At 31.8% G+C, this 24,072-nt stretch carries 19 protein-coding genes and 1 tRNA gene; 4 read left to right on the top strand and 16 right to left on the bottom strand.

Annotated features, from left to right (window positions below):
* Positions 1–188: 188 nt before the first annotated feature.
* Positions 189–674, top strand: coding sequence for an AAA family ATPase (locus tag ACK2WN_RS10000; RefSeq protein ID WP_416155479.1), 486 nt, complete (start codon positions 189–191; stop codon positions 672–674).
* A 78-nt stretch (positions 675–752) separates the two neighbouring features.
* On the opposite strand, the gene ACK2WN_RS09995 is transcribed toward ACK2WN_RS10000, so the two are convergent.
* The 4 genes from ACK2WN_RS09995 to ACK2WN_RS09980 form a co-directional block, all read right to left on the bottom strand.
* Positions 753–1,460 carry a tRNA threonylcarbamoyladenosine dehydratase gene (locus tag ACK2WN_RS09995; RefSeq protein WP_300528522.1) on the bottom strand — a complete coding sequence of 236 codons (708 nt, stop codon included), beginning with the start codon at positions 1,458–1,460 and terminating at the stop codon, positions 753–755.
* Between the two features lie 77 nt (positions 1,461–1,537).
* Positions 1,538–1,634: transfer RNA gene (locus tag ACK2WN_RS09990), tRNA-Sec, on the bottom strand.
* An 86-nt stretch (positions 1,635–1,720) separates the two neighbouring features.
* Positions 1,721–2,464 carry a uracil-DNA glycosylase gene (locus tag ACK2WN_RS09985; RefSeq protein WP_416155478.1) on the bottom strand — a complete coding sequence of 248 codons (744 nt, stop codon included), beginning with the start codon at positions 2,462–2,464 and terminating at the stop codon, positions 1,721–1,723.
* Positions 2,465–2,500: 36 nt separating this feature from the next.
* Positions 2,501–2,872 (bottom strand): NusG domain II-containing protein, encoded by a 372-nt coding sequence (locus ACK2WN_RS09980; protein ID WP_416155477.1) that lies wholly within the window; start codon positions 2,870–2,872, stop codon positions 2,501–2,503.
* A 191-nt stretch (positions 2,873–3,063) separates the two neighbouring features.
* On the opposite strand from ACK2WN_RS09980, the gene ACK2WN_RS09975 reads away from it, so the two are divergent.
* Positions 3,064–4,137 (top strand): FAD:protein FMN transferase, encoded by a 1,074-nt coding sequence (locus ACK2WN_RS09975; protein WP_416155476.1) that lies wholly within the window; start codon positions 3,064–3,066, stop codon positions 4,135–4,137.
* Between the two features lie 225 nt (positions 4,138–4,362).
* Here the strand turns inward: ACK2WN_RS09975 and ACK2WN_RS09970 are convergent, their stop codons facing one another.
* The 7 genes from ACK2WN_RS09970 to ACK2WN_RS09940 all read right to left on the bottom strand — a co-directional run bounded on the left by ACK2WN_RS09970 (position 4,363) and on the right by ACK2WN_RS09940 (position 13,768).
* Positions 4,363–6,861, bottom strand: coding sequence for a cell wall-binding repeat-containing protein (locus ACK2WN_RS09970; RefSeq protein WP_416155475.1), 2,499 nt, complete (start codon positions 6,859–6,861; stop codon positions 4,363–4,365).
* Between the two features lie 90 nt (positions 6,862–6,951).
* On the bottom strand, positions 6,952–7,089 hold the full coding sequence (locus ACK2WN_RS09965; protein WP_416155474.1) for a hypothetical protein: 138 nt from the start codon (positions 7,087–7,089) through the stop codon (positions 6,952–6,954).
* A gap of 221 nt (positions 7,090–7,310) precedes the next feature.
* Positions 7,311–7,973, bottom strand: a complete 663-nt coding sequence (locus tag ACK2WN_RS09960) for a hypothetical protein (RefSeq protein WP_416155473.1) — start codon at positions 7,971–7,973, stop codon at positions 7,311–7,313.
* A gap of 316 nt (positions 7,974–8,289) precedes the next feature.
* Complete coding sequence (gene selB / locus ACK2WN_RS09955; protein ID WP_416155472.1) at positions 8,290–10,173, bottom strand: selenocysteine-specific translation elongation factor; 1,884 nt, start codon at positions 10,171–10,173, stop codon at positions 8,290–8,292.
* A gap of 40 nt (positions 10,174–10,213) precedes the next feature.
* The gene (gene selA / locus ACK2WN_RS09950; protein ID WP_243412067.1) at positions 10,214–11,596 is read right to left on the bottom strand and encodes an L-seryl-tRNA(Sec) selenium transferase; all 1,383 of its coding nucleotides are present in this window, start codon (positions 11,594–11,596) and stop codon (positions 10,214–10,216) included.
* Positions 11,597–11,670: 74 nt separating this feature from the next.
* A complete protein-coding gene (selD, locus tag ACK2WN_RS09945; protein ID WP_300531511.1) occupies positions 11,671–12,729 on the bottom strand; it encodes a selenide, water dikinase SelD in 1,059 nt (352 codons plus the stop codon).
* Between the two features lie 382 nt (positions 12,730–13,111).
* On the bottom strand, positions 13,112–13,768 hold the full coding sequence (locus ACK2WN_RS09940) for a helix-hairpin-helix domain-containing protein (protein WP_416155471.1): 657 nt from the start codon (positions 13,766–13,768) through the stop codon (positions 13,112–13,114).
* Positions 13,769–13,851: 83 nt separating this feature from the next.
* Here ACK2WN_RS09940 and ACK2WN_RS09935 point away from each other — a divergent pair, with 83 nt between their 5' ends.
* A complete protein-coding gene (locus tag ACK2WN_RS09935) occupies positions 13,852–15,213 on the top strand; it encodes a D-alanyl-D-alanine carboxypeptidase family protein (protein ID WP_300531779.1) in 1,362 nt (453 codons plus the stop codon).
* 48 nt (positions 15,214–15,261) lie between these two features.
* On the opposite strand, the gene argH is transcribed toward ACK2WN_RS09935, so the two are convergent.
* From argH to aspS, 5 genes are all read right to left on the bottom strand, one after another.
* A complete protein-coding gene (argH, locus tag ACK2WN_RS09930; RefSeq protein WP_329999095.1) occupies positions 15,262–16,578 on the bottom strand; it encodes an argininosuccinate lyase in 1,317 nt (438 codons plus the stop codon).
* Between the two features lie 262 nt (positions 16,579–16,840).
* Positions 16,841–17,605 (bottom strand): EFR1 family ferrodoxin, encoded by a 765-nt coding sequence (locus ACK2WN_RS09925; RefSeq protein WP_416155480.1) that lies wholly within the window; start codon positions 17,603–17,605, stop codon positions 16,841–16,843.
* A gap of 140 nt (positions 17,606–17,745) precedes the next feature.
* The gene (locus ACK2WN_RS09920) at positions 17,746–18,246 is read right to left on the bottom strand and encodes a MarR family winged helix-turn-helix transcriptional regulator (RefSeq protein WP_416155470.1); all 501 of its coding nucleotides are present in this window, start codon (positions 18,244–18,246) and stop codon (positions 17,746–17,748) included.
* A gap of 158 nt (positions 18,247–18,404) precedes the next feature.
* Positions 18,405–21,041: a calcium-translocating P-type ATPase, PMCA-type gene (locus tag ACK2WN_RS09915; protein WP_416155469.1), complete on the bottom strand. Its 2,637-nt coding sequence runs from the start codon at positions 21,039–21,041 to the stop codon at positions 18,405–18,407.
* Positions 21,042–21,366: 325 nt separating this feature from the next.
* Entirely contained in the window at positions 21,367–23,160 is a 1,794-nt protein-coding gene (gene aspS, locus ACK2WN_RS09910; protein WP_416155468.1) for an aspartate--tRNA ligase, read from the bottom strand.
* A gap of 229 nt (positions 23,161–23,389) precedes the next feature.
* Here aspS and ACK2WN_RS09905 point away from each other — a divergent pair, with 229 nt between their 5' ends.
* On the top strand, positions 23,390–23,959 hold the full coding sequence (locus ACK2WN_RS09905) for a GNAT family N-acetyltransferase (RefSeq protein ID WP_118548823.1): 570 nt from the start codon (positions 23,390–23,392) through the stop codon (positions 23,957–23,959).
* Positions 23,960–24,072: the final 113 nt, after the last annotated feature.

Genomic DNA, 24,072 nt, shown 5'->3' with positions numbered 1-24,072 from the left:
GTAAGGTTTCAATTTTCTCGACTCCTTTCCGTAGGGGGAATGTGTTTTTGGGTGAAATCATTGTAAACCCTACCGGGGTCGAGATTCAATACTAAATAAGTTAACAGAGCGAAAACTACTGCCTGGAGATATACTTATTATGGCTTCAGCAGAAGAATAAAGGTAAATTAAAAGGATGTGATATTTTTATGAGCAAGGTAATTATGATGTGTGGAGTTTGTGGGTCTGGCAAAACCACATTTGCAAAGAAAAAAGAAAAAGAAGGATTTATAAGAATTTCCATAGATGAGGAAATGTGGAAATTATACGGAGCTAGAGGAATAGATTATCCAAATGATAATTATAAAGAACTTTCCTCAATTGTAGAGTCTAAACTTCAAAATGACATAGTAAATTATATAAAAGAAGATAAAAATCTTGTAATAGATTTCAGCTTTTGGAATAAGTCCACTAGAAAATATTATAAAAATTTTTTAGAAGAACTTGGTGCAGATATACAGCTTATATATTTAAAAATTGATAAGGAAACCTTAAAAAAGAGAATAGAATCTAGAAACAAAAATCATGATGCTAATTCTCAATTTATAGATGAAAAAACATTTGAAATGTATTATAACGGATTTGAAGAGCCTAAAGATGAAGGTGAAGTAGTAATCACTTTTTTTGATAAGTAATAAAAAATAGCTAACAACTTAATCTATTTTTTAGTTGATTAGCTATTTTTTATTTTATAGTCATTTATTATGTATTGATTATTCACCTAATAAGTCATTTATTACAGCAGATGCCATTATTAATCCTGCCACAGATGGTACAAATGATACACTTCCTGCAGTCATTTTGTTTCCGTTCATTATTTTTTCTTTTGGCTCTATTGCTTTTTCAGTTGAGTATACGACTTTTAGTTTTTTTATTCCTCTGTTTTTTAATTCTCTTCTCATTACTCTAGCTAGAGGACACATGCTAGTTTTGTATATGTCTGTAAGTTCTATTTTGGTAGGGTCTAGTTTGTTTCCCATTCCCATAGAACTTATTATTTTGATTCCTTTTTTAGTACAAGTTTCTATAAGATGTATTTTAGAAGTTATCATATCTATTGCATCTATTGCGTAATCAAAATCACCGCTGCTTAGCAGTTCTTCTCCATTTTCTGGAGTGTATTTTTCAGCGATTGCAGTTATGTTTACATTTGGATTTATGTCTTTTATTCTCTCTTTAAATACGTCTACTTTCATCTTTCCAACTGTAGAGTGAAGTGCTATTATCTGTCTGTTTATATTTGTTATATCAACATCGTCAAAGTCTACTATCGTGATATTTCCAACTCCAGCTCTTGCTATTGCTTCAGCTGCAAATCCACCGACACCACCTACTCCAAATATTATCACACTTGCATTGTTTAATTTTTCTATTCCCTCATCTCCCACAACAAGAGATGTTCTTTTTTCCCAATCCATCATTTTTTTAATTCCTCCAAGTAAATATTTAGAATATATAAAAAAAGGAACCTTTATTCAGGTTCCATAATATACTGTATTGGCGGGAGTGCGTGGGAATTGAACCCACCTAAGAGGCTCCTAACCCCTCATACTAGTTTTGAAGACTAGAGGGCACACCAGCACCCATCCACCCCCGTGGTTTTTTCAACAGTAATAATATAACACATAGAATACTCTTTTGCAAGTGTTATTCAAAAAATAAATAAAAAAATCGAAAAAAACTATATTAAACTCATCTGCTCATCTTCTTTTAAATTATTTATCTGCCAATCGATTTCAGTTTTACCAATACTTTTTAATATTTCATTAGCCTTTTTAAAATGATTACACCCGAAAAATCCTCTATTTGCAGAAAGTGGACTTGGATGAGTCCCCTCTAATATGTAATGTTTGTCTGTATTTATTAGTTTAACTTTCTTTTTAGCATTATTTCCCCAAAGTATAAACACCACAGGATCCTCTCTGTCATTTAAAATTTCTATTATTCTATCTGTAAACTTTTCCCATCCCTTTTTGCTATGAGAGTTCGCCTCATGTGCTCTAACGGTTAGCGATGTGTTTAAAAGAAGAACTCCCTGATCTGCCCAATCCATAAGATACCCATTATCTGGTATAAAGCAACCATACTCTGCATTTAATTCCTTATACATGTTTTTAAGTGATGGTGGTGTTTTAATTCCTGGAAGAACTGAAAATGCAAGCCCATGAGCCTGACCATCATTGTGATATGGATCCTGACCTAAAAGTAGAATCTTAGTATCTTTAAATGATGTATGATTTAAAGCTGTGAATATATCCTCCCTTTTAGGAAATACCTCGTGTTCCTTGTACTCACCCTTTAAAAACTCATTTAACTTCTCAAAATACGGTTTATCAAACTCATCACTAAGTATATCTTTCCAATCTGTATTTATTAAACTTTTCCACGCTTCTTTAGTAAAACTCTCTTCGTTATATATATTCATTAAAAATCTCCTCTCAAAATAATATCTTCCATATCTCTACTGAACTACTGCATCTATATCATCACTCGAATTATTATCTACAATCTTTATATTCAGTTTATTAGGTATGCAAACTATACTTTGGCTCGGCTTAGTGATAAATCCTGTCTTAACGCACACCTTGTCTGGACAATTAGCCTCAATCACCTCAACACCATGATCGTGGACCTTGACCTTATTTATATGCTCTCCATCCTTTATAGTAAATTCTGCTTCCTCATCTAGTGGAATTTCTTTATAAAGCTCGTTATCTTTATAAACTTCTACAAATGCAGCTTTCTCATTTGCATCCTTAAACTTTGTATATCCAAAAAGTGCTGCAACTGCAACTAGTACAACCGCAATCAAAATAAAATCTTTCTTTTTCATAATAACTTCCTTCCCACAAAAAAATTTTCCAAATAATAATATCTAACAAATTTCTATCCTTAATCTTAATAAACTATCCGTTATTTTCTTTTGTATAATAAATTTATTATCAATTATGATATAATTATCATATCATAATTTGATATTATCGACTATAAATGACTATAAATTTTGACAAGGAGAATTAAAAAATGAGAAAATCTGCTCCACAAATTGTTGTACTAATAATATTATTAGTTGCAGGATATTTTATATTTAGACCTAATATGGACGAGAACTACTCTCAGACAAACTACTATTTAGGAACTGTGAATACTGTCACAGTATATGGAAAGAAAGAAAAGAAAGCAATGGAAATACTTAAAGGGTGCGACGATGTTGTAAAGAATATCGACAACCTTATGAGTACAGAAATTCCAGGAAGTGATGTTTCCAAAATAAATAAAAATGCAGGTATCAAACCTGTCAAAGTTTCAGAAGAAACTTATGAAGTTGTTAAAGAAGCTCTACACTACTCAAAAATATCTGATGGCAATTTTGATGTAAGTATAGGACCTGTCAGCGATCTTTGGTCTATAGGTAAAAAGGATGCTAGAGTTCCTGAAAAATCTGAAATAGACGCTCTCATACCTTTAATAGACTACAAGAATGTAGAAGCTAAGGAGATTAAGCTAGAAACTGATCAAGATGGTGACGGAAAAAATGAAACTTTTGATAAGGAGTATACTGTTTTCTTAAAGAAAAAAGGTATGAAAATAGACTTAGGCGCAATAGCTAAAGGTTTCGCAGCAGACCAAGTTGCTCTATACTTAAAAGCTAGTGAAGTCGAAAAAGCTATAATAAACTTAGGTGGAAATATCAAGACTATTGGTGATTTTAACATTGGTCTTAAAAATCCTATCGAAAACGCAAATGATTCGTTCGCAAGTGTTAAGGTGAGTAATAAATCTGTTGTAACTTCTGGTGTTTACGAGAGATTTGTTGAAAAAGACGGCAAGAAGTATCATCACATACTAAATCCAGCAGATGGCTATCCATTCGATAATAATCTTCTTAGTGTTAGTATCATCTCTGATAAGTCTATAAACTGCGATGCACTTTCTACATCTGCATTTGCTCTTGGGCTTGAAGATGGTAAGAAACTGATTGAGAGTATAGATAATGTTGAAGCTGTTTTCGTTACTAAGGATAAGAAAGTTTACTTGACTAAGGGATTCAAGGATGAGTTTGAGATTTTAAATGATGATTTTACAGTTGTTAAGTAAAGGAAAGGTAATTTTTAGTTCTTTTTGAATGAATTATTTTGTTGATTTGTTTTTTTAGATTTTGAAATGATTTTTTTATTTTTTCCTTTACGTTTGGCTGATTTTTAGATATAATTTTGTTATATTATATTTTATCGGTTTGCCAATTTTGGCTTACATGACTTTAATTAAATAATATCATCGCACATACAGAAAAAGCTGCCAAAATGGCAGCTTTTTTATTATTTATTTAGTTGTTGTTTCTGTTTTTTCTGGTTGTGTTGGTTTTTCTGGTTCTACTGGTTTTGGAAGAGGTCCTTGTACTCCATTTATTATACATTTATCATTTCCTAGTATTATATCTCCGTCTATTGTACAAGAATTATCGTATTTTAAAGTTGCTCCTAATCCTTCGCCATCATTTCCCCACATATATATAGCAGGACTCATATGTGTTCTATTACCATTTATAAGCTTAGTATTTTTTAATTCAACATTTGTAGAATACTGATAAGAACCTGGAGCTTTATTTCCTACAGTTAATACTGCAAGATTTACCATATTCCCTGAACCCCAATTTCTATTATCAAAATAATTTAGTAAATCACTACTACTAAGTGTATTTGTAATAGTAGTATTTGATATAGTTGCAGTTCCACCTCTAACTACTAAACCTTGTAAGTATCCTTGAATTTTACAATTATCAATAGTATATATACCTGGTACATTTACTAAAATAGCTGTTCCCGCATCATGTTCTCCACTTCCGCCATTAAATGTAGATCCTTTTAAGTTATATATTACACCATGATTATCTTTAGTTTTTGCATTTGTAGTTACACAATATCCTTGAGAATTTATTGTTGTATTTATAATATTTGCAGTTGCATTTTTTCCTGCTAAAAATACACCACTTCCACTTGTTGTATATACAATATTATCTAAATTGATAGTTCCTCCAGCATAACCATCTATACAAGAATTTGTTACTGTTTTTGCTTTAGTCTTTAAATTTCCATTTTTAATAGTTAATATTTCTCCTGCCTCTACATTTTCAATTGATGCTCCACTTTCATCATTTACTTCAAATTCAGAAGTAAGTGTAAATCCATTTAAGTCTATTATTGTTTCACCTGATGGTGATAGAGCAATCTGTTTGTCAACAGTTATATTATCCATTAAACGTATAACTTCACCTTTTTTGACATTAGCTATAGCATCAGCTAATTCACTACTAGTCGCAACATCGTAGTATTTAACACTTGGCGTAACTGTTCCTGATGAAGATCCACCTCCAGAAGTATCTCCACCGCCTGGCTTGTTTCCTTCAACATTTGGTGTAGTTGTACCAGTAATTGGTTTTGATATAGTACCATTATTTTCTATATTAGTACCAGATGCATTATTTTCAACCTTATCTATCTTACCATTATTTTCTACTTTAACATTTTCAGAACTTGAATCAACTTCTACTTTATCTATCTTACCACCAGAAGTATTTTCTATTGTTGTATTCTTACCATCTTTTACAACTAAAGTACCTATACTTCCACTGTTTTTAATATCTGCATTTGGAGCTTTTACAGTAACTTCTCCTTTTAAATCACCTTTTACATTTATTTCAACAGCGTTATTTGTAGATAAAGTTACATCTTTTGATATACTTGCACTTGATTCTATTTCTATAACATCATTAGCATTTGCTTTCTTTAATGCTTCCTGAAGTTCTGCTTCATTTTTAACTTTTATTACTTCTGATTTTTCTATTTCTTTTAACTGGCTGAATGCACCTTCGTTACCTTTTCCACCAACCTGAGTTATTGTCGCAGTTTTCTTAGTATTAACTACATCTACCTGTTTTTCACTTAATTTTTTAGAAGCTATTAATACTGGTGCTCCATTTTTAGCTGCAAGTGCTCCAACTGCTAATGCATCTATTAACTGTCCTGAATCTCCCATTCCATCTTTTGCTAGGTATACGTTGTTTAATTCTTTACCTACATAGAATTTTTCTATAACCTTTGCATTTGTATCATTTCTGTTTGATCCTTCTATTCTCTGTTTAGATGGTAGAGCTGATACTAATTTTTCTGGTAATACAGTTTTTCCACCTATTACAAATGATGATTTTATTGATTCACCTTTTATGAATTTTTCAGCTACTGCTAATCCTTTTTTAGGATTTGCAAGAAGTATTGGCATTCCTTTTTCAGCTGCTGCAGCTGCAACAGATACCGCATCTGCAAGACCAGTTGTACCATTTACTACTGCTATTTCAGAAATGTCTTTTATTCCGTCTAATCTTTTAGCTATTGCTAGAGCTGTTTCTTCTCTTGTAGATCCTTTTATTCTGTCTACTTTTAGTTTTAATGCTTTTAGACCTTCTTCTACTTTAGATGTAAGAACTGCATCTCCACCTATCATTATTACATCTTTTGCACCTAATCTTTTTATTTCATCTGCTGTTTCTTTGCTTAATCCATCTTTGCCTGTTAAAAGTATTGGAGCATTTTTTGCATATGCAAGAGGAGTTGCTGTTAATGCATCTGGTATTGCAGAATCATTAACTAATATTACAGTTTCTGCACTTTTCCATCCGTCCTGACTTATTTTTACTGCTGTTTCCGTTCTATTTTTTCCTATTATTTCTTCGTTACTAGTTGTTGTTGCTGCCATTACTGGAGCTACACTAGTTGCTACCATTGCTACTGCCATAGCAGTTGCTAAATGCTTTGGTGTTTTCATAATTTCATCCTCCATTTTATTTTCTTAAAAACAATTCTACTGGGTTTAGATTGCTTTTTGTATAAAAAAATGCAGAGTAATCCCTTTAGATTATTCTGCATTTATAAACAATTTTATATTTACTTTTTTCATAGAAAAGAATAGGCTTATAGTTTCTGTCTGTCTGTCTGTCTGTCTGTCTGTCTGTCTGTCTGTCTGTCTGTCTGTAGATTTTAACAACGATAGCATACCTAAGTCAACCCTTTCTAAATTAGTAATTCATTTATATTATATCTCATCTTTTATATATTTTAAATATCTTTTTGTTTTACTTGGAACTTTTCTTATTTTTTCATTATTCTATCTTTTAACTACAATTTCAATAATTTTAGACATAATAAAAGTAGGGAAGAAATTCTCCCCTACTTTCAATAAATTTCCTATTTAGTTTTTATTTTTCAAATTGAAATTTATTTATAATCCTTGTACTTCTCAAATGTATTTCTAAATCCACGCTCCCAACTTAATCCTGACATATGTTCTGGAGAATTTACATATATATAGTCTTTCATATCTTCTTGACCTTGATAGAATCTAGCATATTGGAAACCATTATATGCACCTTCTCTAATATAATAATATACAGTTTCTCTATCAAGCCCAAATTCTGTCAACTCATCATAGGCATCTTCTGTAGCTAATATTTTCGCTTGATGCTCACCTATCTCTTCACATTCCCCATTATGCATACTTAAACATTCATTTTTATACCAATCTATACCAACTTCTATATCAGTTTTATTCCCTGGATACCCACTAAGCGAAGTACTACTCAAATCTCTACTCTGCATTCTATGACTTTCAGCATCTGAACACATACCATATCCATATGGAACATGTTCCTCCTTACATTCTATTTGCCATTCTTCTAATGTTTCTTCTTCCGGTTCTACTTCTTCCTCTTTTTCAAGATTCTCTTCATTTTCTTTATTAGCTTCCTTTTGTACTGTCTCATTTTTAGAAATAGACTCATTTTTATTATCCATATAAACTTTTATATTCATTCCTAACATTATGCTAAGTACAACAATAAGAACAACTAAAACACCTAGCACAAATTTACTATTCTTCACAGAATCCCTCCTCTTCATAATAAAATCAATCTTATTATAGCAAAACTGTCCTAAATTTAAAATATCCAAACATAAAAAACTCCATTTCTACTTTCCAATAACAACATTATTAAAATCTATTTACAACAAAAAGGAAGAATATATACTTACAGCAACAATTAACTAACCACCTAGAGCAAACACATCCTTCTTCCCTAATAACAACAAGGAATCAAAATAAAAAGGGTTCTCTACGTAAAAAAAGAGGAAGAATGTATGCTTGCAGCGACAATGCAGCTCGACTGCCTGGAGCAAAAGCATACTTCTTCCTCTTCCCTTACATAAGAACCCTTTTATTTTCGATTCTCTTTGTTATCCTATTTCTATCGAAACTTTCTAATATTATCATACAATTTTTTCTACTTGATCCAATCAAGTCTCTATACTCTCCAAGAGTAATTTCTCCATGCTCATTTATATAATCAACAAGCATCTTCTTAGCCTTATTATAAGTTTCCATATCCATAATATATCCATCACCAAGCATAGCAACAGAATCGCCTATCATAGCATCTAAAACCTCTTTAGCTCTAACATCTTTTCCTGTTATCTCTTCTATAGTTGGAACAGACTCAAACCCACACTTCTTAAGCATTTTCTGCATTCTGTTTCTATTCTCTTTCTGTTTTTCATTGAAAACAACCTCAAAATCTTTTAAAGAAACAACATTTCCAGCGATTTTGATAAGTCCATCGCTTTCAAATGCAGCAAGTACTATATCGAATTCTTTTGGTTTAAATTTACTTTCAACCTTAGATTTTAACTCTTCCTTTAAAATACCTGGTTTTAATCTATTGTGTTTGTGGTAATCTGAAAGAAGCTCATTTACCTTTTCAGATAATTTCTTGTAGTGATTAGTATGTATGTACATATTTCCAATCACAAATATCTTACCTTCTTCAGATAACTTATCTAAAGCTTTTCTTATATCCTCTTCGTGAGCACCACTATAACTCATCATATCCTTAACTGTAGGATAATTTTTAGAGTTGTGTTTTAAGTACTCTTCAAGTATGTCGTGAAGTTCACCTTTTTCTTTAACTTTTAGAGCTTCGATTACATCTTCATCAAATCTCTTATGTTTCTTAGGTGAAGCATCTATTATTACACCACCACCTATTGTAGCCATTGGTGAATAACTTCTAACAACAAAAGTATCTCCTTTTTTAGATACTATACTTTCTTCAAGTCTTAACTGAACAAATCCACTTTCTCCTGGAGCAATCTCTTCCTTATCAAGAGGAACTGCTCTACAAAGAATTTCTCTTGTTCCATGATATAATCTTAATCTATCCCAATGTTTTAATGTCTTATCTACATGCTTAATCATGTTCATCTTAACATCTAGCATCATAGATTCTTCTAGTGAATCTGGAGCTGCAAGAACATCGCCTCTTCCAATCTCATCTTTTTTAACATTAGAAATATTTATAGCTGTTCTCTGTCCAGCATAAGCAGTATTTTCATCTTCACCATGAACCTGAATACTTCTTATTTTAGCTTTTAGGTTTTCTGGATATACAACTAAATCATCATCAACGCTTATCTTACCTTCAAGAAGAGTACCTGTAACAACAGTACCATGACCTTTTATTGTAAATACTCTATCTATATTAAGTCTTGCTGGTGAGTTTTCATTCTTTTCTTCTATCTGCTCACTCATATCGTCTAATTTCTGAATAAGCTCAGGTATACCTCTCTTAGATACAGAGTCAACTTCTAATATTTCTGCATTTTCAAGGAATGTACCTTTCATTCTTTCTTTTATATCTTCTTTAACTAATTCTCTGAATTCTTCTTCTACCATATCGCTCTTAGTTAATACAATTAGACCATTTTTGATATTTAAGAATGATAGTATATCTATATGCTCTACTGTCTGTGGCATTACACCTTCATCAGCTGCAACAACAAGCATTACCATATCTAGCCCAGATGCTCCAGCTAGCATGTTTTTTATAAATTTCTCATGTCCAGGAACGTCTACTATTCCTACTCTCTTTCCACTAGGTAAGTCGAAGAAAGTAAATCCTAGATTTATCGAAATACCTCTTTTTTTCTCTTCATCAAGGGTATCTGTTTCTCTACCAGTTAAAGCCTTGATAAGTGTTGTTTTACCATGGTCTATATGTCCGGCAGTCCCTACTATAATGTGTTTCATATTTATTTCCTCCTAATTTCGAATCCGAGCTACAACTAAATTACATAAAAGCTAATTTAAGCTCATTAGCTACATCTACAAACTCGTCTTCGAATATAGTTCTAACATCAAGAACGTATTTATTATCATAAACTCTAGCTATTATATGAGAATCGCTAAGTCTTAATTTTCTTTCAAGTGTAGATACGTTCATATTGTTTGGAGTTATCGCAATTCCTCTAGATTTCATTGTTTCAAGAGGCATAGATCCTCCACCAACCTGAGATAGACATTCTTCTATATGAACATCTGCATCTAGGTTTAATTTTTCTATTTCTGCATATAAAAGATTAGCTTTTCTTTCTAATTCTTCCATAGGCATTGTTATCATATTTAATGTAGGTATGTTTTTAACTGCTTCTTCTTCATCTAAGTACATTCTAAGTGTTGCTTCAAGTGCACATATTGTAAGTTTATCGACTCTTAGTGCTCTTGTTAACTGGTTTTTCTTCATTGCAGATATGTATTTCTTTTTACCTACTATTATACCTGCCTGTGCTCCACCAAGCATTTTATCTCCACTGAATGTTACTATATCAGCACCCCGGTGTATTGAGTCAAGTACAGTTGGCTCATATTCTAAACCGTATTTAGATAAGTCTATAAATACACCACTACCTAAATCTTCTATTACTGGTAGGTCGTATTTTTTACCTAATTCAACAAGCTCTGCAACAGATATTGATTCTGTGAATCCCATTATTCTGTAGTTACTTGTATGAACTTTCATAAGTGCTCTTGTGTTTTCTGTTATAGCTTCTTCGTAATCTTTTAGATGTGTTTTGTTTGTAGCTCCTATTTCAACAAGGTCAGCCCCACTAAGAGCCATAACACTCGGTATTCTAAATGATCCACCAACTTCAACAAGTTCCCCTCTTGATACGATAGCTTCTCCACCTTTAGCCATTGTGCTAAGAACAAGCATGACTGCTGCAGCATTGTTGTTTACTACTAAAACATCTTCTGCTCCAGTTAATCTTTTTATCATATCAGTTAAATGAACATATCTTGATCCTCTCTCACCTTTTTCTAAATCGTATTCAAGGTTTGAGTATCTTGAAGCTGCTGTCCATATTTCATCTTTAATTTTTTCACTTATTAAAGATCTACCTAAGTTTGTGTGAAGAACTGTTCCTGTTCCATTTATTACTTTCTTTAAAGAAAGAGCGTAATTATCTCTTGCTTTTTTTTCTGTTTCTTCTATTACTTTTTCCATAGTAAGAGAGAATTTTTCAGCTTCTTCTTCTGTTTTTATAGCGACTATTGTCTTTCTATTTATATCTATTACTTCCCTTATAGATTCAAGAACTATGCTTCTTGGATATTTTTCTATTAATTCTTCTATTTCTTTCTGTGATAATACTTCATCTACTGAAGGAAGCATTTTAAATAATTCTTTTTTATTCAACCTGACCACTCTTTCTTTTTAATATTTAGATATTATTTTCCCTTATTTGATTATATCACATGTATGTATTTTCCGTTTTCATATTTTTCTTTAACTTCACCTATTACTTCTGCAACTATTGATCCATTTGCAAGCATATCTTTTACTATATCATCTGCCTGATCAGCTCTAACTGCAACCAGTAATCCACCTGATGTCTGAGGATCGTATAGACAATCTTCTACACTTTCTGGTACACTTTCATCCTTCATAACATCGTCCTGTATGTATCCCATATTGTTATATGCTCCTGATGGAACTATACCCATCTGAGCCATTTCTATTGCACCATCTAATATAGGTACATTTTTAGAATCTATTTCTATTGTTACATCTGATGCTTTAGCCATTTCCATAGCATGTCCTAATAATCCGAATCCTGTTATATCTGTTATTGAATGTACTTCAAATTTGTTAACACTCATAGCTGCGTATTTGTTTAGATGTACCATTGTTTCTATTACTTTGTCTACTACTTCCTGAGATACTAAATCTTCTTTCATAGCTGTTGAAAGTATTCCTGTACCAACTGGTTTAGTAAGTATTAATTTATCTCCAGGTTTTGCAGTTGAGTTAGCCTGTACTCTATCTGGATGAACTAATCCTGATACAGATAATCCGTATTTTGGTTCTTTGTCGTCTACTGTGTGTCCACCAACTAGTAATGCACCACTTTCTTTAACTTTACTAAATCCACCTTTTAATATTTCTGCAAGTACCTGCATATCATGGCAAGATGGGAAGCAAACTATGTTCATTGCAACTATTGGTTCTCCACCCATTGCGTATATGTCTGATAATGAGTTTGCCGCTGCTATCTGTCCAAATATATACGGATCGTCTACCATTGGAGTGAAGAAGTCTAATGTCTGTATTAGAGCTTTTTCATCATCTAATTTGTATATTGCAGCGTCATCTGCTGTATCTAGTCCTACTAATAAGTTTCCTACTTTTTCGTTGTCATTTTTTGGTAACTGAGATAATACGTCAGCCAGAACCTCTGGCCCTATTTTAGCAGCTCACCCTCCTGCTGATGTCATTTCTGTTAATCTTTTATATTCTTTTGCCATCTTGAATTCCCCCTGTTTTTAAATTTTTTCGTTATTTATATTTTTCTTTTCTTCAAATTCTATATAAGGCATTTATTGTTTTTTTATTTATATCTATCGTTTTTTCTAATAAGTTCGCACTATTATATTAACATATTTTTTACGTTTTATATATAATTAATTAAGCTTCATCTACAAAATAAAAGGCTAGCTTGATTTTTTTAATCAAACTAGCTTTTTTGAATTTTTTAATAAATTTATTTTTTTAATTTTATTCTTATTTTATCTTACATTTTTAACAAATATCTTTTAATGGCAATATTTTTTTATCTCGTATAATAGATAAATTCTCCAAATCCTAATAAAAAAACTATAGACTTATTAAATATTTACAATACTATTTCTACACGCATATACTGCTTTTCATATCTTCAAATTTTTTATCTCCTATACCTTTTACATTTTTTAAATCCTCAATAGTTTTAAATCCACCATTTTCTTCTCTGTAGGTTATTATTTTGTTTGCAGTTGCCTCCCCAACTCCAGGAAGTGTATCTAATTGCTCTAAAGTTGCGGTATTTATATTCACAAGTCCACCTTGTCCCTGTGCATTTCCTCCCGCTGTTTGTGCAGCTCCTCCAGATGTTCCTCCACCTGCATTTACATCAACTAGAATTTGTTCACCTTGTTTTGGAATTACATAATGCTTTCCATCAACTAACTTTTCTGCAAGATTTATAGCATTCATATCAGCACCTTCAACAATGCCGCCCATTACTTTTATCGCATCAGATAATCTGTCTTCTGAGCTCATAGTTACAACACCCTCTGTTTTTACAGCTCCACTTATATATACAGTTACCTCTGTAGTTGGAGAATTGTTTGTGTTCTGAGAAGTGTCGTTACTCTGTTTTGGATCTGTACTTTCTTTTTCAATTTCCTCACTCTGAGCAATCTCATATCTTGCATTTCCCTCACTTTCAAAAATTTTTACTCCAGCTATTGCGCAAAGACCTATCACAATCGCTGCGAAGATAAGTGTTTTTTTATTTTTTTCCATTCTTATCACTCCTTTCATTTCTATTATTGACACAACTGTGTTATACTAAAAAAGTATATTTGAAATTTTCGGAGGTTTTTTAAATGAAAAAAATATCTTCAGTATTAATAGCCTTCTTACTAGTATTTGCATCAGTTTTTACATCAATAGGAAGTGTATTTGCTGATCAAAAGGTAGTAAATTTAGAAGCTAAAAGTGCTGTTTTAATGGATTATGAAACTGGTAAAGTTCTTTATCAGAAAAATGGAAACGTAAAAATTTACCCTGCCTCTACTACAAAGGCGTGGACAGCTTATTTGGTTATAAAACATGTTCCAGATTTGAACGAAAAAATAACTATAGGCGACCTTCCTTACATAGAGCCATCTAGTATGTTCCTTAAAAAAGGAGAAACTTTTACAGTAAAAGAACTACTTACAGCTCTAATGGTTCATTCTTGCAATGACGTCGCATATGTTTTGGCTGAACATGTAAGCGGCTCTATACCAAAATTTGCAGATTTAATGAATAAAGAAGCAGAGGCAATAGGATGTACTGGTACTCACTTCAACAATCCAAATGGATTGCCTGATGAAAACCACTACACAACTGCAAAGGATATGGCTTTAATAGCTAGAAAATGTATGTCTGATTCAGTATTTAGAGAAATCGTAGCTACTAAATCAGTAAAATTCAAGCCTACTAAACAGTATCCTCACGAAAGAGTTTATACAAACTCTAATAAATTCCTTACTTCTCACCAAAAGATAACATATAAAGGTAAGAGAATAGATATAAAATACGATATTGTAGATGGTATAAAGACAGGATTTACAAATGCTGCTGGTAAATGTCTTCTAACAAGTGCTGTTAAAGACAATCAGAGAATTATCTCTGCAGTATTTAATTCAACTAACGAAGGAATTTATGTAGATTCTAGAACATTAATAGACTACGGATTTGAAAACTACGATTCATTTACAATAATGGATAAAGCTGACTACGTAGATACTAAGAGAAAGTGGTTCTCTAAACAGAAAAAGCTTATGTATCAGCCAAAAGAAAGCTTTACTGTAGTACTTCCTGAGGGACAGACTGTTACAGATGAGTATACATTCAAAACTGATTTACAGGATACTTCTCTTCCGTTAAGCGCCGGAGATAAAGTTGGGGAGTTCTATATTTATAAGAATGGCGATAAATTTAAGACTATAGATTTAGTTGCTAAAAATGATGTTACTAGCAAGTTTGCTGCTATAACAGAAAATACTTTCTTTAAACTTCTTTTAACTATTCTAAAAATTGCTATTATAGCATTTTTAATTTTACTTGCTTACAAGCTAGTAAAAAAATATTATAGAAGATTTAAAAGAAAACAAAAAGCTCGGATGAAGAAAAAGAAAAAAGCAAGTAAATCAAAAGATAAGACTATAAAAAAGGATACAGGTAAACCAAGAAAGAAATAAAATAAAACATGGGCTGCTGCAAAATCTGCAACAGCCCATTTATTTTACTTATTTTAAGTTCTTTTTGATTCCTTTGTTTAATATGTTTTCATAATCTATGAAGTCGTATATTTCCTCATCAAATACATCTGAGAACTGGCTTAATTCTTCTAAAGTCAATTCTTCTATTGCTTTATCATGGTCTTCACAGTAGATTACTATGTTTCCAACAATTCCATGTGCATCTCTAAATGCAGTTCCTTTTTTAACTAGATAATCTGCAACTTCTGTCGCATTTAAAAATCCACCTTTTACAGCTTTTTTCATGTTATCATCTCTAACTTTTAGAGTTTCTATCATTCTAGCCATTATTTCTAAGCACATTTCAAGAGTTCTTACACTATCAAAGAATCCTTCTTTATCTTCCTGCATGTCTTTATTATAAGCTAGAGGAATTCCTTTCATTACTGTAAATAGTGAGAATAAGTTTCCATACACTCTTCCAGTTTTACCTCTTATAAGTTCTGCACCATCTGGATTTTTCTTCTGAGGCATTATTGAGCTTCCTGTTGAATATAAATCGTCTATTTCAACAAATTTGAATTCCTGTGAACTCCAAAGTATTAGTTCTTCACTTAATCTGCTTAGGTGCATCATTATTATTGAGAAATCTGACATAAGTTCAAGTAAATAATCTCTATCACTTACACCATCCATAAAGTTATCTACTGGTTTTTTGAATCCTAATTTTTCTGAAGTTATTTCTCTATCTATATCGTGAGTTGTACCAGCTAGTGCACCACACCCTAGAGGACATTCATCTAATATTTCAAGAGCATTTCTAAGTCTCTTTTCATCTCTTGAAAACATGCTGTGATACGCCATTAAATGATGTTTAAATGTTACAACCTGTGCTCTCTGTAGATGAGTGTATCCAGGCATTATACATGGATTTTCATCTGCTTTTGCTTTTATTGTATCTTTCAACATAGCTGTAAGATCTGCTATTTCAGCACCTTTTTCCTTTGCATATAATCTCATATCTACAGCTACCTGGTCATTTCTACTTCTTGCTGTGTGTAATTTCTTTCCTGTTTCTCCAATTCTTTCTATAAGATTAGCTTCTGTGAATGTGTGAATATCTTCGTAGTTTCCATCAAGTGGTAGCTTTCCACTCTCTATATCCTCAAGTATTCCAACAAGTCCATCAGTTATAGCCTTTCCTTCTTCTTCTGTTAAAAGTCCGCATTTCACCTGCATATATACATGTGCTAAACTTCCTTCAATATCTTTTTTATAAAGAACGTTATCGTATCCGAAAGACTGGTTAAATTCTTCCATTAATTTGTTTTCAGACTTTCTAAAGCGTCCTCCCCATAGTTTCATAAAAATCTCCTCCTATTTTGATAAATTTCGGTTTAGTTTTTTCTACTTTATTCGTTTAAATTGGTATTTTTATTTTATTAATTAGTCTAACTTTTAATTTAAATTTTCTCAATTTTCGTTAAACTATATAAATTCAATTATATTACATTTTATTTATGTTGTAAATCAAAAAAATAAAGGCAAAACAAATAACTAATTTTATACGACAAATTATTTTATCATCGTATTTAAATGTCTATTGCTTTGCCTTTATTAAAAAATTTTATATTAATAGAGTGTTTACTTTTCTATCAGCACATGATTTTTTAAGTTTTTTACCAGCTACTGCTTTCATTATCGGATTTACCTTTCTTGCATTAGATGGACATACTTTTATACATCGCATACAAGATATACATTTTTCTTTATCGACCTTTTTAGGTTTTTCCTTAGAAATTGCTCCAACAGGACAAACTTTTACACATATACCACATCCATTACATGCACTAGATCCTTTTGGTTTTAAAGGTATACCATTATATTCTCTGTATGGTTTATTTCCCTTTGGTTTTAATTCTGTGTTTATATCACCTGAATCAAATTTTTCTTTGATTTCTTTTGCAAATTTTGTTAATTCATCTATATCCTTTGAATCCGGTCTATTTGCAGCAACAGTTCTTTCTACAGAATGTTCTGCTATTGCTGTAACCATAGCACCTACTCTAAAGCCACAATTTTCTAATACTTCCTGTAGCTCTAACATAGTATCTTCGTAATCTCTATTACCATATACAACAACTGCAACTGCTTTTGCATTATTTCCTTTTAATTTAGAAATTCTTTCCACTGCAACTGCTGGTACTCTACCTCCATAAGAAGGTACAGCTATTAAACATACATCTTCTTCTTTAAACTCATTATTAGATTTAGCTTTAAGTGGAGTTAAATCTATTTTTTCATGACTTTCACAAACAGAAGCTAGTGTTTCTACAACTTTTTCTGTTCCACCTGTTGGACTAAAGTATATTGAATATACCAAAATTATCACCTCTATTTTTATTTTAGTTACTAAACTATATTCCAAAAAAATAGTTCAGTACTACGATATTGTAAATTACAACTATATCATTTAGTCACTAAACTATCTTTATAATAATCTTTTACTATTCTTTTGTCAATACTACTAATTTAGATGTAGTTCTTTCCCCAATCAGAATTTTCATCTTTTTCGTATTTTAGCATTTCTTCACCAAATTCAGCAAATCTTGCTTCAAATCTACAGATAAGTTCTAGTTCTTCTTCTGTAAATTCACTAAAGAAAGGATATGCTTTTTTGTATTGTTCTTCATCGTATTTAGTATGTATTTTGTCGAGTTCTTTTCCTTTTTCAGTCAATCTAACAGAATACTGTCTTTTATCTTCGCTTTCTTGTACCCTTTCTATGAACCCTTTTTTCTCTAATTTTTTTAGATACTGAGAAACTGCACCTTTAGTTATATTCAGCCTCTCGCTTAGTTCACTGATATTATCCAATCCATTTTCACCTATTTCTGTGATTACATGCACTTCCCTCATATGCATTTTTTCACCTGGATAATATTCATGTGGAGTCGAAAGAAATTTGTAATAAGTAAATGATAGATTTCTTTTGAATACCAATATTTTTTGAAGTAAATCTTTTCTGTTCATTTTTTCCCTCACCTATATACATATTTTTTTAACTCCTACCATTATATCTTATTATCTAAAATAGTTCAATAAAGTTAATTTTTCTCTTTTGTTTAACAAAAAAATAGAAAGTCCTAAGACTTCCTATTTTTTCGTTGTGGATTTTTCTATTTACTAAATTATTTAACTGAATTTCTCATAAATATTTTACCAACTTCCATTACAAGAGTTGATATTAATGCAAGTCCTATACATATTCCAAGTTCCTGCATACCAAATGCTAGTGGTATTGAGAATATTGGTCTTACTGCTGGTATTAATACTATTGAGTATAATAAGAAGCATACTATCATAGCACCGATAACATATTTATTTGAGAAGAATCCTATTTTAACTGCAGGATCTACATTTGAACGGCTTGCTATTGTCTGTAATGTTCTTGCAAATATTAATGTTGTGAATGCCATAGCTACACCAAATTCTGGTGATACCTGCATTCCTATGTACTGGGCTATTATTGTAACTATACCTATTACAATACCTCTAAATACTACACGCTGCATTGTTCCATCAGCTAATATACCTTCACCTGCTGGTCTTGGAGCTCTCTTCATTGTTCCTCTTTCAGTTGGTTCAAATCCTAGTGCTATTGCTGGAAGTGAGTCATTTACAAGGTTTATGAATAGAAGCTGTAATGCTGTAAATGGATTTGTCCAGTTAGCAAATACTGCAAATAGTATAGCTATTATCGCTCCAAAGTTACCTGCGAATAAATATGTTATAGATTTTTTTATATTGCTATAAACTGTTCTACCAACTTCAACTGCATTTACTATACTTGCAAAGTTGTCGTCAACTAGTACCATATCACTGGCATCTTTTGCAACATCTGTACCACTACCCATACCTATACCTATATCTGCCTGTTTTAAAGCTGGTGCATCATTTACACCGTCACCTGTCATAGCTGATACACAGTCTTTTTTCTGCCAAGCTCTTACTATTCTTATTTTGTTTTCTGGAGAAACCCTTGCGTATACAGTTATTTTTTCTAGTTTTTCATCTAGTTCTTCTTCTGTAAGTGCATCTAATTCCTGACCTGTTAAAGCTAAGTCTCCTTCTTCCATTATTCCTATTTCTCTAGCTATTGCAGCTGCTGTTGTTTTGTGGTCACCAGTTATCATAACTGTCTTTATTCCAGCTTCTTTAGCTTCTGCAACTGCATCTATTACTTCTGCTCTTGGAGGGTCTATCATTGCAAGTAGACCTATTAATGTTAAATCATCTTCATCTTCTATTGAAGGAGCAAATCCTTCTTCTACTTCTTTATATGTAAATGCTAAAACTCTTAGCGCTCTATTTGAGAATCCTTCGTTCTGAGCTCTAAACTGCTGTTTTATTTCTTCTGTAAGTTCTTTCTTTTCTCCGTTTATTAAAACATATTTTGATCTAGAGAAAATTATATCTGGAGCACCTTTAGTAAACATAAAGTATCCATCTCTAGTTTTATTTACAGTTGTCATTAATTTTCTATCTGAGTCGAATGGTAATTCTTCAACTCTAGGATTTTCATTTCTTATATCTTCATAGTTTAATCCATTTTTATTTGCAAAGTTGATTAAAGCTGTTTCAGTTGGGTCACCTATTTCCTGACCTTCACTACCTATTGCAGAGTCATTACATAATACTGAGCATAATGTAAGTAATCTGCTATGTATATTAGATTCATAGCTTTCTGCTGAATTCATAACTTCTGATTCAGTTCCATTCATATATAAATCTACTACTGTCATCTTGTTCTGAGTAAGTGTACCAGTTTTATCTGTACATATAACTTTTGCTGAACCTAATGTTTCAACTGCAGGAAGTTTTCTTATTATAGCCTGTTTTTTAGCCATATTATTTGTTCCAACTGCTAAAACTATAGTCATTATTGATGATAATGCTTCTGGTATTGCTGCAACTGCTATTGCTACTGCGAACATAAATGAGCTAAGAACTACTTCACCCATATTTCCTGTTCCCATTATGAACGCTTTACCAACCTGTATTCCGAATATTAATAGTGCAAGTAATGTTATACCAACACCTAATTTTTTACTGAATGCTTCTATATTTTGCTGAAGTGGAGTAAGTTTTGAGTCTGCATTTTCAAGAAGTCCCGCTATTTTACCCATTTCACTGTTCATACCAGTTCCAGTTGTTACAAATGTTCCTCTACCGTAAACTACCATTGAACCACTGAATACCATATTTTTCTGATCTCCTAGAGGAGATTCTTCAGCTATAACATCTGTGTGTTTTAATACTGGTTCTGATTCACCTGTAAGCATTCCTTCAACACATTTTAATGTCTGTGCTTCTATTAATCTACCATCTGCTGGTACATAGTCCCCTGCTTCAAGTATTACTACATCCCCTGGTACTAATTCTTTAGCAGGTATAGTTAATTTATTTCCATCTCTTATAACCTTTGCGTTTGGTGCAGATAAAGCTTTTAAACTGTCTAATGAACTTTCAGCTTTCTTTGTCTGAACAACACCAAGTATACTGTTAAGTATTATAACTGCAAATATTATTAAAGATTCCATAGTTTCACCTAATGCAATCTGAACTATTGCAGCTATAAGAAGTATTATAACTAGTGGATCTTTAAAACTTTCTAAAAATAGCTTCCATACAGGTACTTTGTCTTTTTCCTGTAATTCGTTGTAGCCATGTTTTTCTAAAAGTTCTTTTGCTTTTTCTTGACTTAAACCATTTTCGTTTGATTCTAAGTCATTTAAAACTTCTTCATAATTTTTCTGATAAAACATAAGTATTCCTCCTTTTCTTCTCTAATAGATATGATTCCTTTTGATTTATTTTGAGTAATAAAAAAACCTTGATACGAACCTTCAAAATAAACCGTTGTCTATTTTGAAGGTCTCGCTATCAAGGTTAACATTCTATCCTCGCCAGTTGACCGAGCATATATGCTGTATTGACGACCAACTGCACTTAACTGTGTAAGCTACTCCCCTTCGAGAAGTATTATCATTTTATATTATTCTGTAATAGATATTATATATCTTTCTAATAATTTTGTCTATCTTTATTTTTTTATTTAACTTTTATTTTACATTTCTAAAAATATAATTATTAGTTTTCTTCTTTTATATCTACTTTTATGCTTAATTCTTCAAGCTGAGCATCTTCTGCTGGAGCTGGAGCATTTGTCATTGGGCATATAGCGTTCTGGTTTTTAGGGAATGCTATAACTTCTCTTATATTATCTACTCCTGCAAGTAGCATAACTAATCTATCAAGTCCAAATGCCATACCAGCGTGTGGTGGTGCACCATATTTGAAAGCATCTAGTAAGAATCCGAATTTGTTGTAAGCTTCTTCTTCACTTAATCCTAGAGCTGCGAACATTTTTTTCTGAACTTCAGAGTCAGATATTCTCACAGATCCTCCACCTACTTCGTATCCATTTAATACTATATCGTATGCTTTTGCTCTTAATGTATCTTTTTCATCAGTATCAAGTCTGTCTATATCTTCATCTAATGGAGAAGTGAATGGATGGTGTTTAGCAACATATCTTCCATTTTCTTCATCTTCTTCAAATAGTGGGAATTCTGTTACCCATAAGAAGTTGAACTGATTTTTCTTTTCTTCTAATATTCCTAGTTTTTCTGCAACAGCAAGTCTTACCTGTCCTAACGCATCATAAACTATAGCGTCTTTGTCAGCAACGAATAGAAGTAAATCTCCTACTTTACCGTTCATTCTTTCAACTATTGCATTTAAATCTTCTTCACTGAAGAATTTAGCTATTGGAGATGTTACTCCTTCTTCAGTTATTTTCATCCATGCAAGCCCTTTTGCTTTGTAAGTTTTAGCACAGTCTTCTAAGTGAGATATCTGTTTTCTTGGGAATTTTTCAGCCATTCCTTCAACATTTATCCCTCTAACACTCTTACCTTTTACAGCACAGTCAGCGAATACTTTAAATCCACATCCTTCAACTAAGTCAGTTATGTTTACAAATTCATATCCAAATCTAGTATCTGGTTTATCTGAACCATATCTGTCCATAGCTTCTGCGTAAGTCATTCTTGGTAGAGGAAGTTCTATATCAACGTTTATAGTTTCTTTGAATATTTCCTGAACCATTTTTTCCATAACTGTCATAACGTCTTCTGCTTCAACGAAAGACATTTCTGTGTCTATCTGAGTGAATTCTGGCTGTCTGTCTGCTCTTAAATCTTCATCTCTGAAACATTTTACTATTTGGAAGTATCTATCCATACCAGAAACCATTAGTAACTGTTTTAATAACTGTGGTGACTGTGGTAATGCATAGAATTTACCTTCATTAACTCTACTTGGCACTAAGTAGTCTCTTGCACCTTCTGGAGTTGGTTTAACTAAGAATGGTGTTTCTATTTCACAGAAGTTCTGTTCTGTTAAGTATCTTCTTACTATGTTAGTAACCTGATGTCTTAACATTAAGTTTCTCTGCATTTTTGGTTTTCTTAAATCAAGATATCTATATTTTAATCTTAATGCTTCTGAAACATCATCGTCATCTTTTATGTATATTGGTGGTGTTTCTGATTTGTTAAGTAATCTTAATTCATTTGCGAATACTTCAACATCTCCTGTTGGCATGTTAGGGTTTTTAGACTGTCTTTCTCTAACTTCACCTTTAACAGCTATTACATATTCTGAACCTAGTTTTTCAGCTTTTTCAAAAGCTTCTTTATCAACATCTGTATCGAATACTATCTGGCATATTCCGCCTCTATCTCTTAAATCAACGAATACAAGACCTCCAAGATTTCTCTTTTTCTGTACCCATCCCATAAGTACAACTTCCTGTCCTATATTTTCAGCTCTTAATTCGCCACAATAGCAGCTTCTTTTTAGACCTTTTATTGTTTCCAAACTTATTACCTCCGTCCTCATTTTAACTATATTGAATCTCAATTTAATAAATCAAGAGTATTCTTTTCCAATTTAATAAATTGCATATAGTATATATTATATCCTATTAACACTTTATTGTGAATACAATGTTAATTTTTTCTATAATTGTATTAATGTTAACTATATATCTATTGTAGACATAGTATATTCTCTCTGATATTATGAACTCTGTAAGGAGTGAGTTTGTATGAGTGAATTTTTAGGGAATAACAATCCCTTTTATTTTGAGAAAGACATAAAACTTTTAAATGGTGATATATTATCATTAAGAAATGCTATCACAGCTGATGCAGAAACTGTGGTTAATTTCTTTAAAGTAACTTCAGATGAAAGCGATAATCTATCTTTTTCATCTGATGAATATTTTGTAACACCTTATGAAGAAAAAATAGTAATCTCAAACATCAATAGAAATAGTAAGACTATAATGATTCTTGGTTTTATAGATGAAGTTCTTTGTTGCATTGCAGAGCTTAATTCTTCTGCTGAATTAAGATTATCTCACAACGTAGAATATTCTATAACTGTCCTTAAAGAATTTTGGGGAATAGGTATTGGAAATGCTATAACAAAAGAAATTATAGAGTTTGCAGAAGAAAAAAATATTAAAAATATAGTTCTATCTGTAAGACGGGAAAATAGCGCTGCAATAAATCTTTATAAAAAATATGGATTTAAAACTGTAGGAATAAAAAAGGACTATATTTGCATAGACGGAAAATACGACGATGAAATATCTATGCAGCTACAATTATAAAAAATCAAGTAGGGGCTAACTTGTAGCCCCTCTCACACCACGGAGCGTGCCGTTCGGCACTCCGCGGTTCAATTTCATATAATAATCTAAGCAACTTATTAATCCTCTTTTAG

Origin of the sequence: Peptacetobacter sp. AB800, assembly GCF_047807365.1 — a bacterium.
In the GTDB taxonomy this organism is placed as follows: Bacteria; Bacillota; Clostridia; order Peptostreptococcales; family Peptostreptococcaceae; genus Peptacetobacter.
Note: the sequence above shows the minus strand (reverse complement) of the source record. Positions and strands in the feature narration are given on the sequence as shown.

Excerpts from the sequence above, each read along its gene's own strand:
- ACK2WN_RS09985 (WP_416155478.1), bottom strand. The coding sequence starts at position 2,464 with ATGAATATATATAACGAAGAGAGTTTTACTAAAGAAGCGTGGAAAAGT.
- ACK2WN_RS09995 (WP_300528522.1), bottom strand. The coding sequence starts at position 1,460 with ATGATGGATTGGGAAAAAAGAACATCTCTTGTTGTGGGAGATGAGGGA.
- selB (WP_416155472.1), bottom strand. The coding sequence starts at position 10,173 with ATGAAACACATTATAGTAGGGACTGCCGGACATATAGACCATGGTAAA.
- ACK2WN_RS10000 (WP_416155479.1), top strand. The coding sequence starts at position 189 with ATGAGCAAGGTAATTATGATGTGTGGAGTTTGTGGGTCTGGCAAAACC.
- ACK2WN_RS09940 (WP_416155471.1), bottom strand. The coding sequence starts at position 13,768 with ATGGAAAAAAATAAAAAAACACTTATCTTCGCAGCGATTGTGATAGGT.
- ACK2WN_RS09915 (WP_416155469.1), bottom strand. The coding sequence starts at position 21,041 with ATGTTTTATCAGAAAAATTATGAAGAAGTTTTAAATGACTTAGAATCA.
- ACK2WN_RS09970 (WP_416155475.1), bottom strand. The coding sequence starts at position 6,861 with ATGAAAACACCAAAGCATTTAGCAACTGCTATGGCAGTAGCAATGGTA.
- ACK2WN_RS09920 (WP_416155470.1), bottom strand. The coding sequence starts at position 18,246 with ATGAACAGAAAAGATTTACTTCAAAAAATATTGGTATTCAAAAGAAAT.
- ACK2WN_RS09980 (WP_416155477.1), bottom strand. The coding sequence starts at position 2,872 with ATGAAAAAGAAAGATTTTATTTTGATTGCGGTTGTACTAGTTGCAGTT.
- ACK2WN_RS09975 (WP_416155476.1), top strand. The coding sequence starts at position 3,064 with ATGAGAAAATCTGCTCCACAAATTGTTGTACTAATAATATTATTAGTT.
- ACK2WN_RS09905 (WP_118548823.1), top strand. The coding sequence starts at position 23,390 with ATGAGTGAATTTTTAGGGAATAACAATCCCTTTTATTTTGAGAAAGAC.
- ACK2WN_RS09935 (WP_300531779.1), top strand. The coding sequence starts at position 13,852 with ATGAAAAAAATATCTTCAGTATTAATAGCCTTCTTACTAGTATTTGCA.
- argH (WP_329999095.1), bottom strand. The coding sequence starts at position 16,578 with ATGAAACTATGGGGAGGACGCTTTAGAAAGTCTGAAAACAAATTAATG.
- selA (WP_243412067.1), bottom strand. The coding sequence starts at position 11,596 with ATGCTTCCTTCAGTAGATGAAGTATTATCACAGAAAGAAATAGAAGAA.
- ACK2WN_RS09965 (WP_416155474.1), bottom strand. The coding sequence starts at position 7,089 with ATGCTATCGTTGTTAAAATCTACAGACAGACAGACAGACAGACAGACA.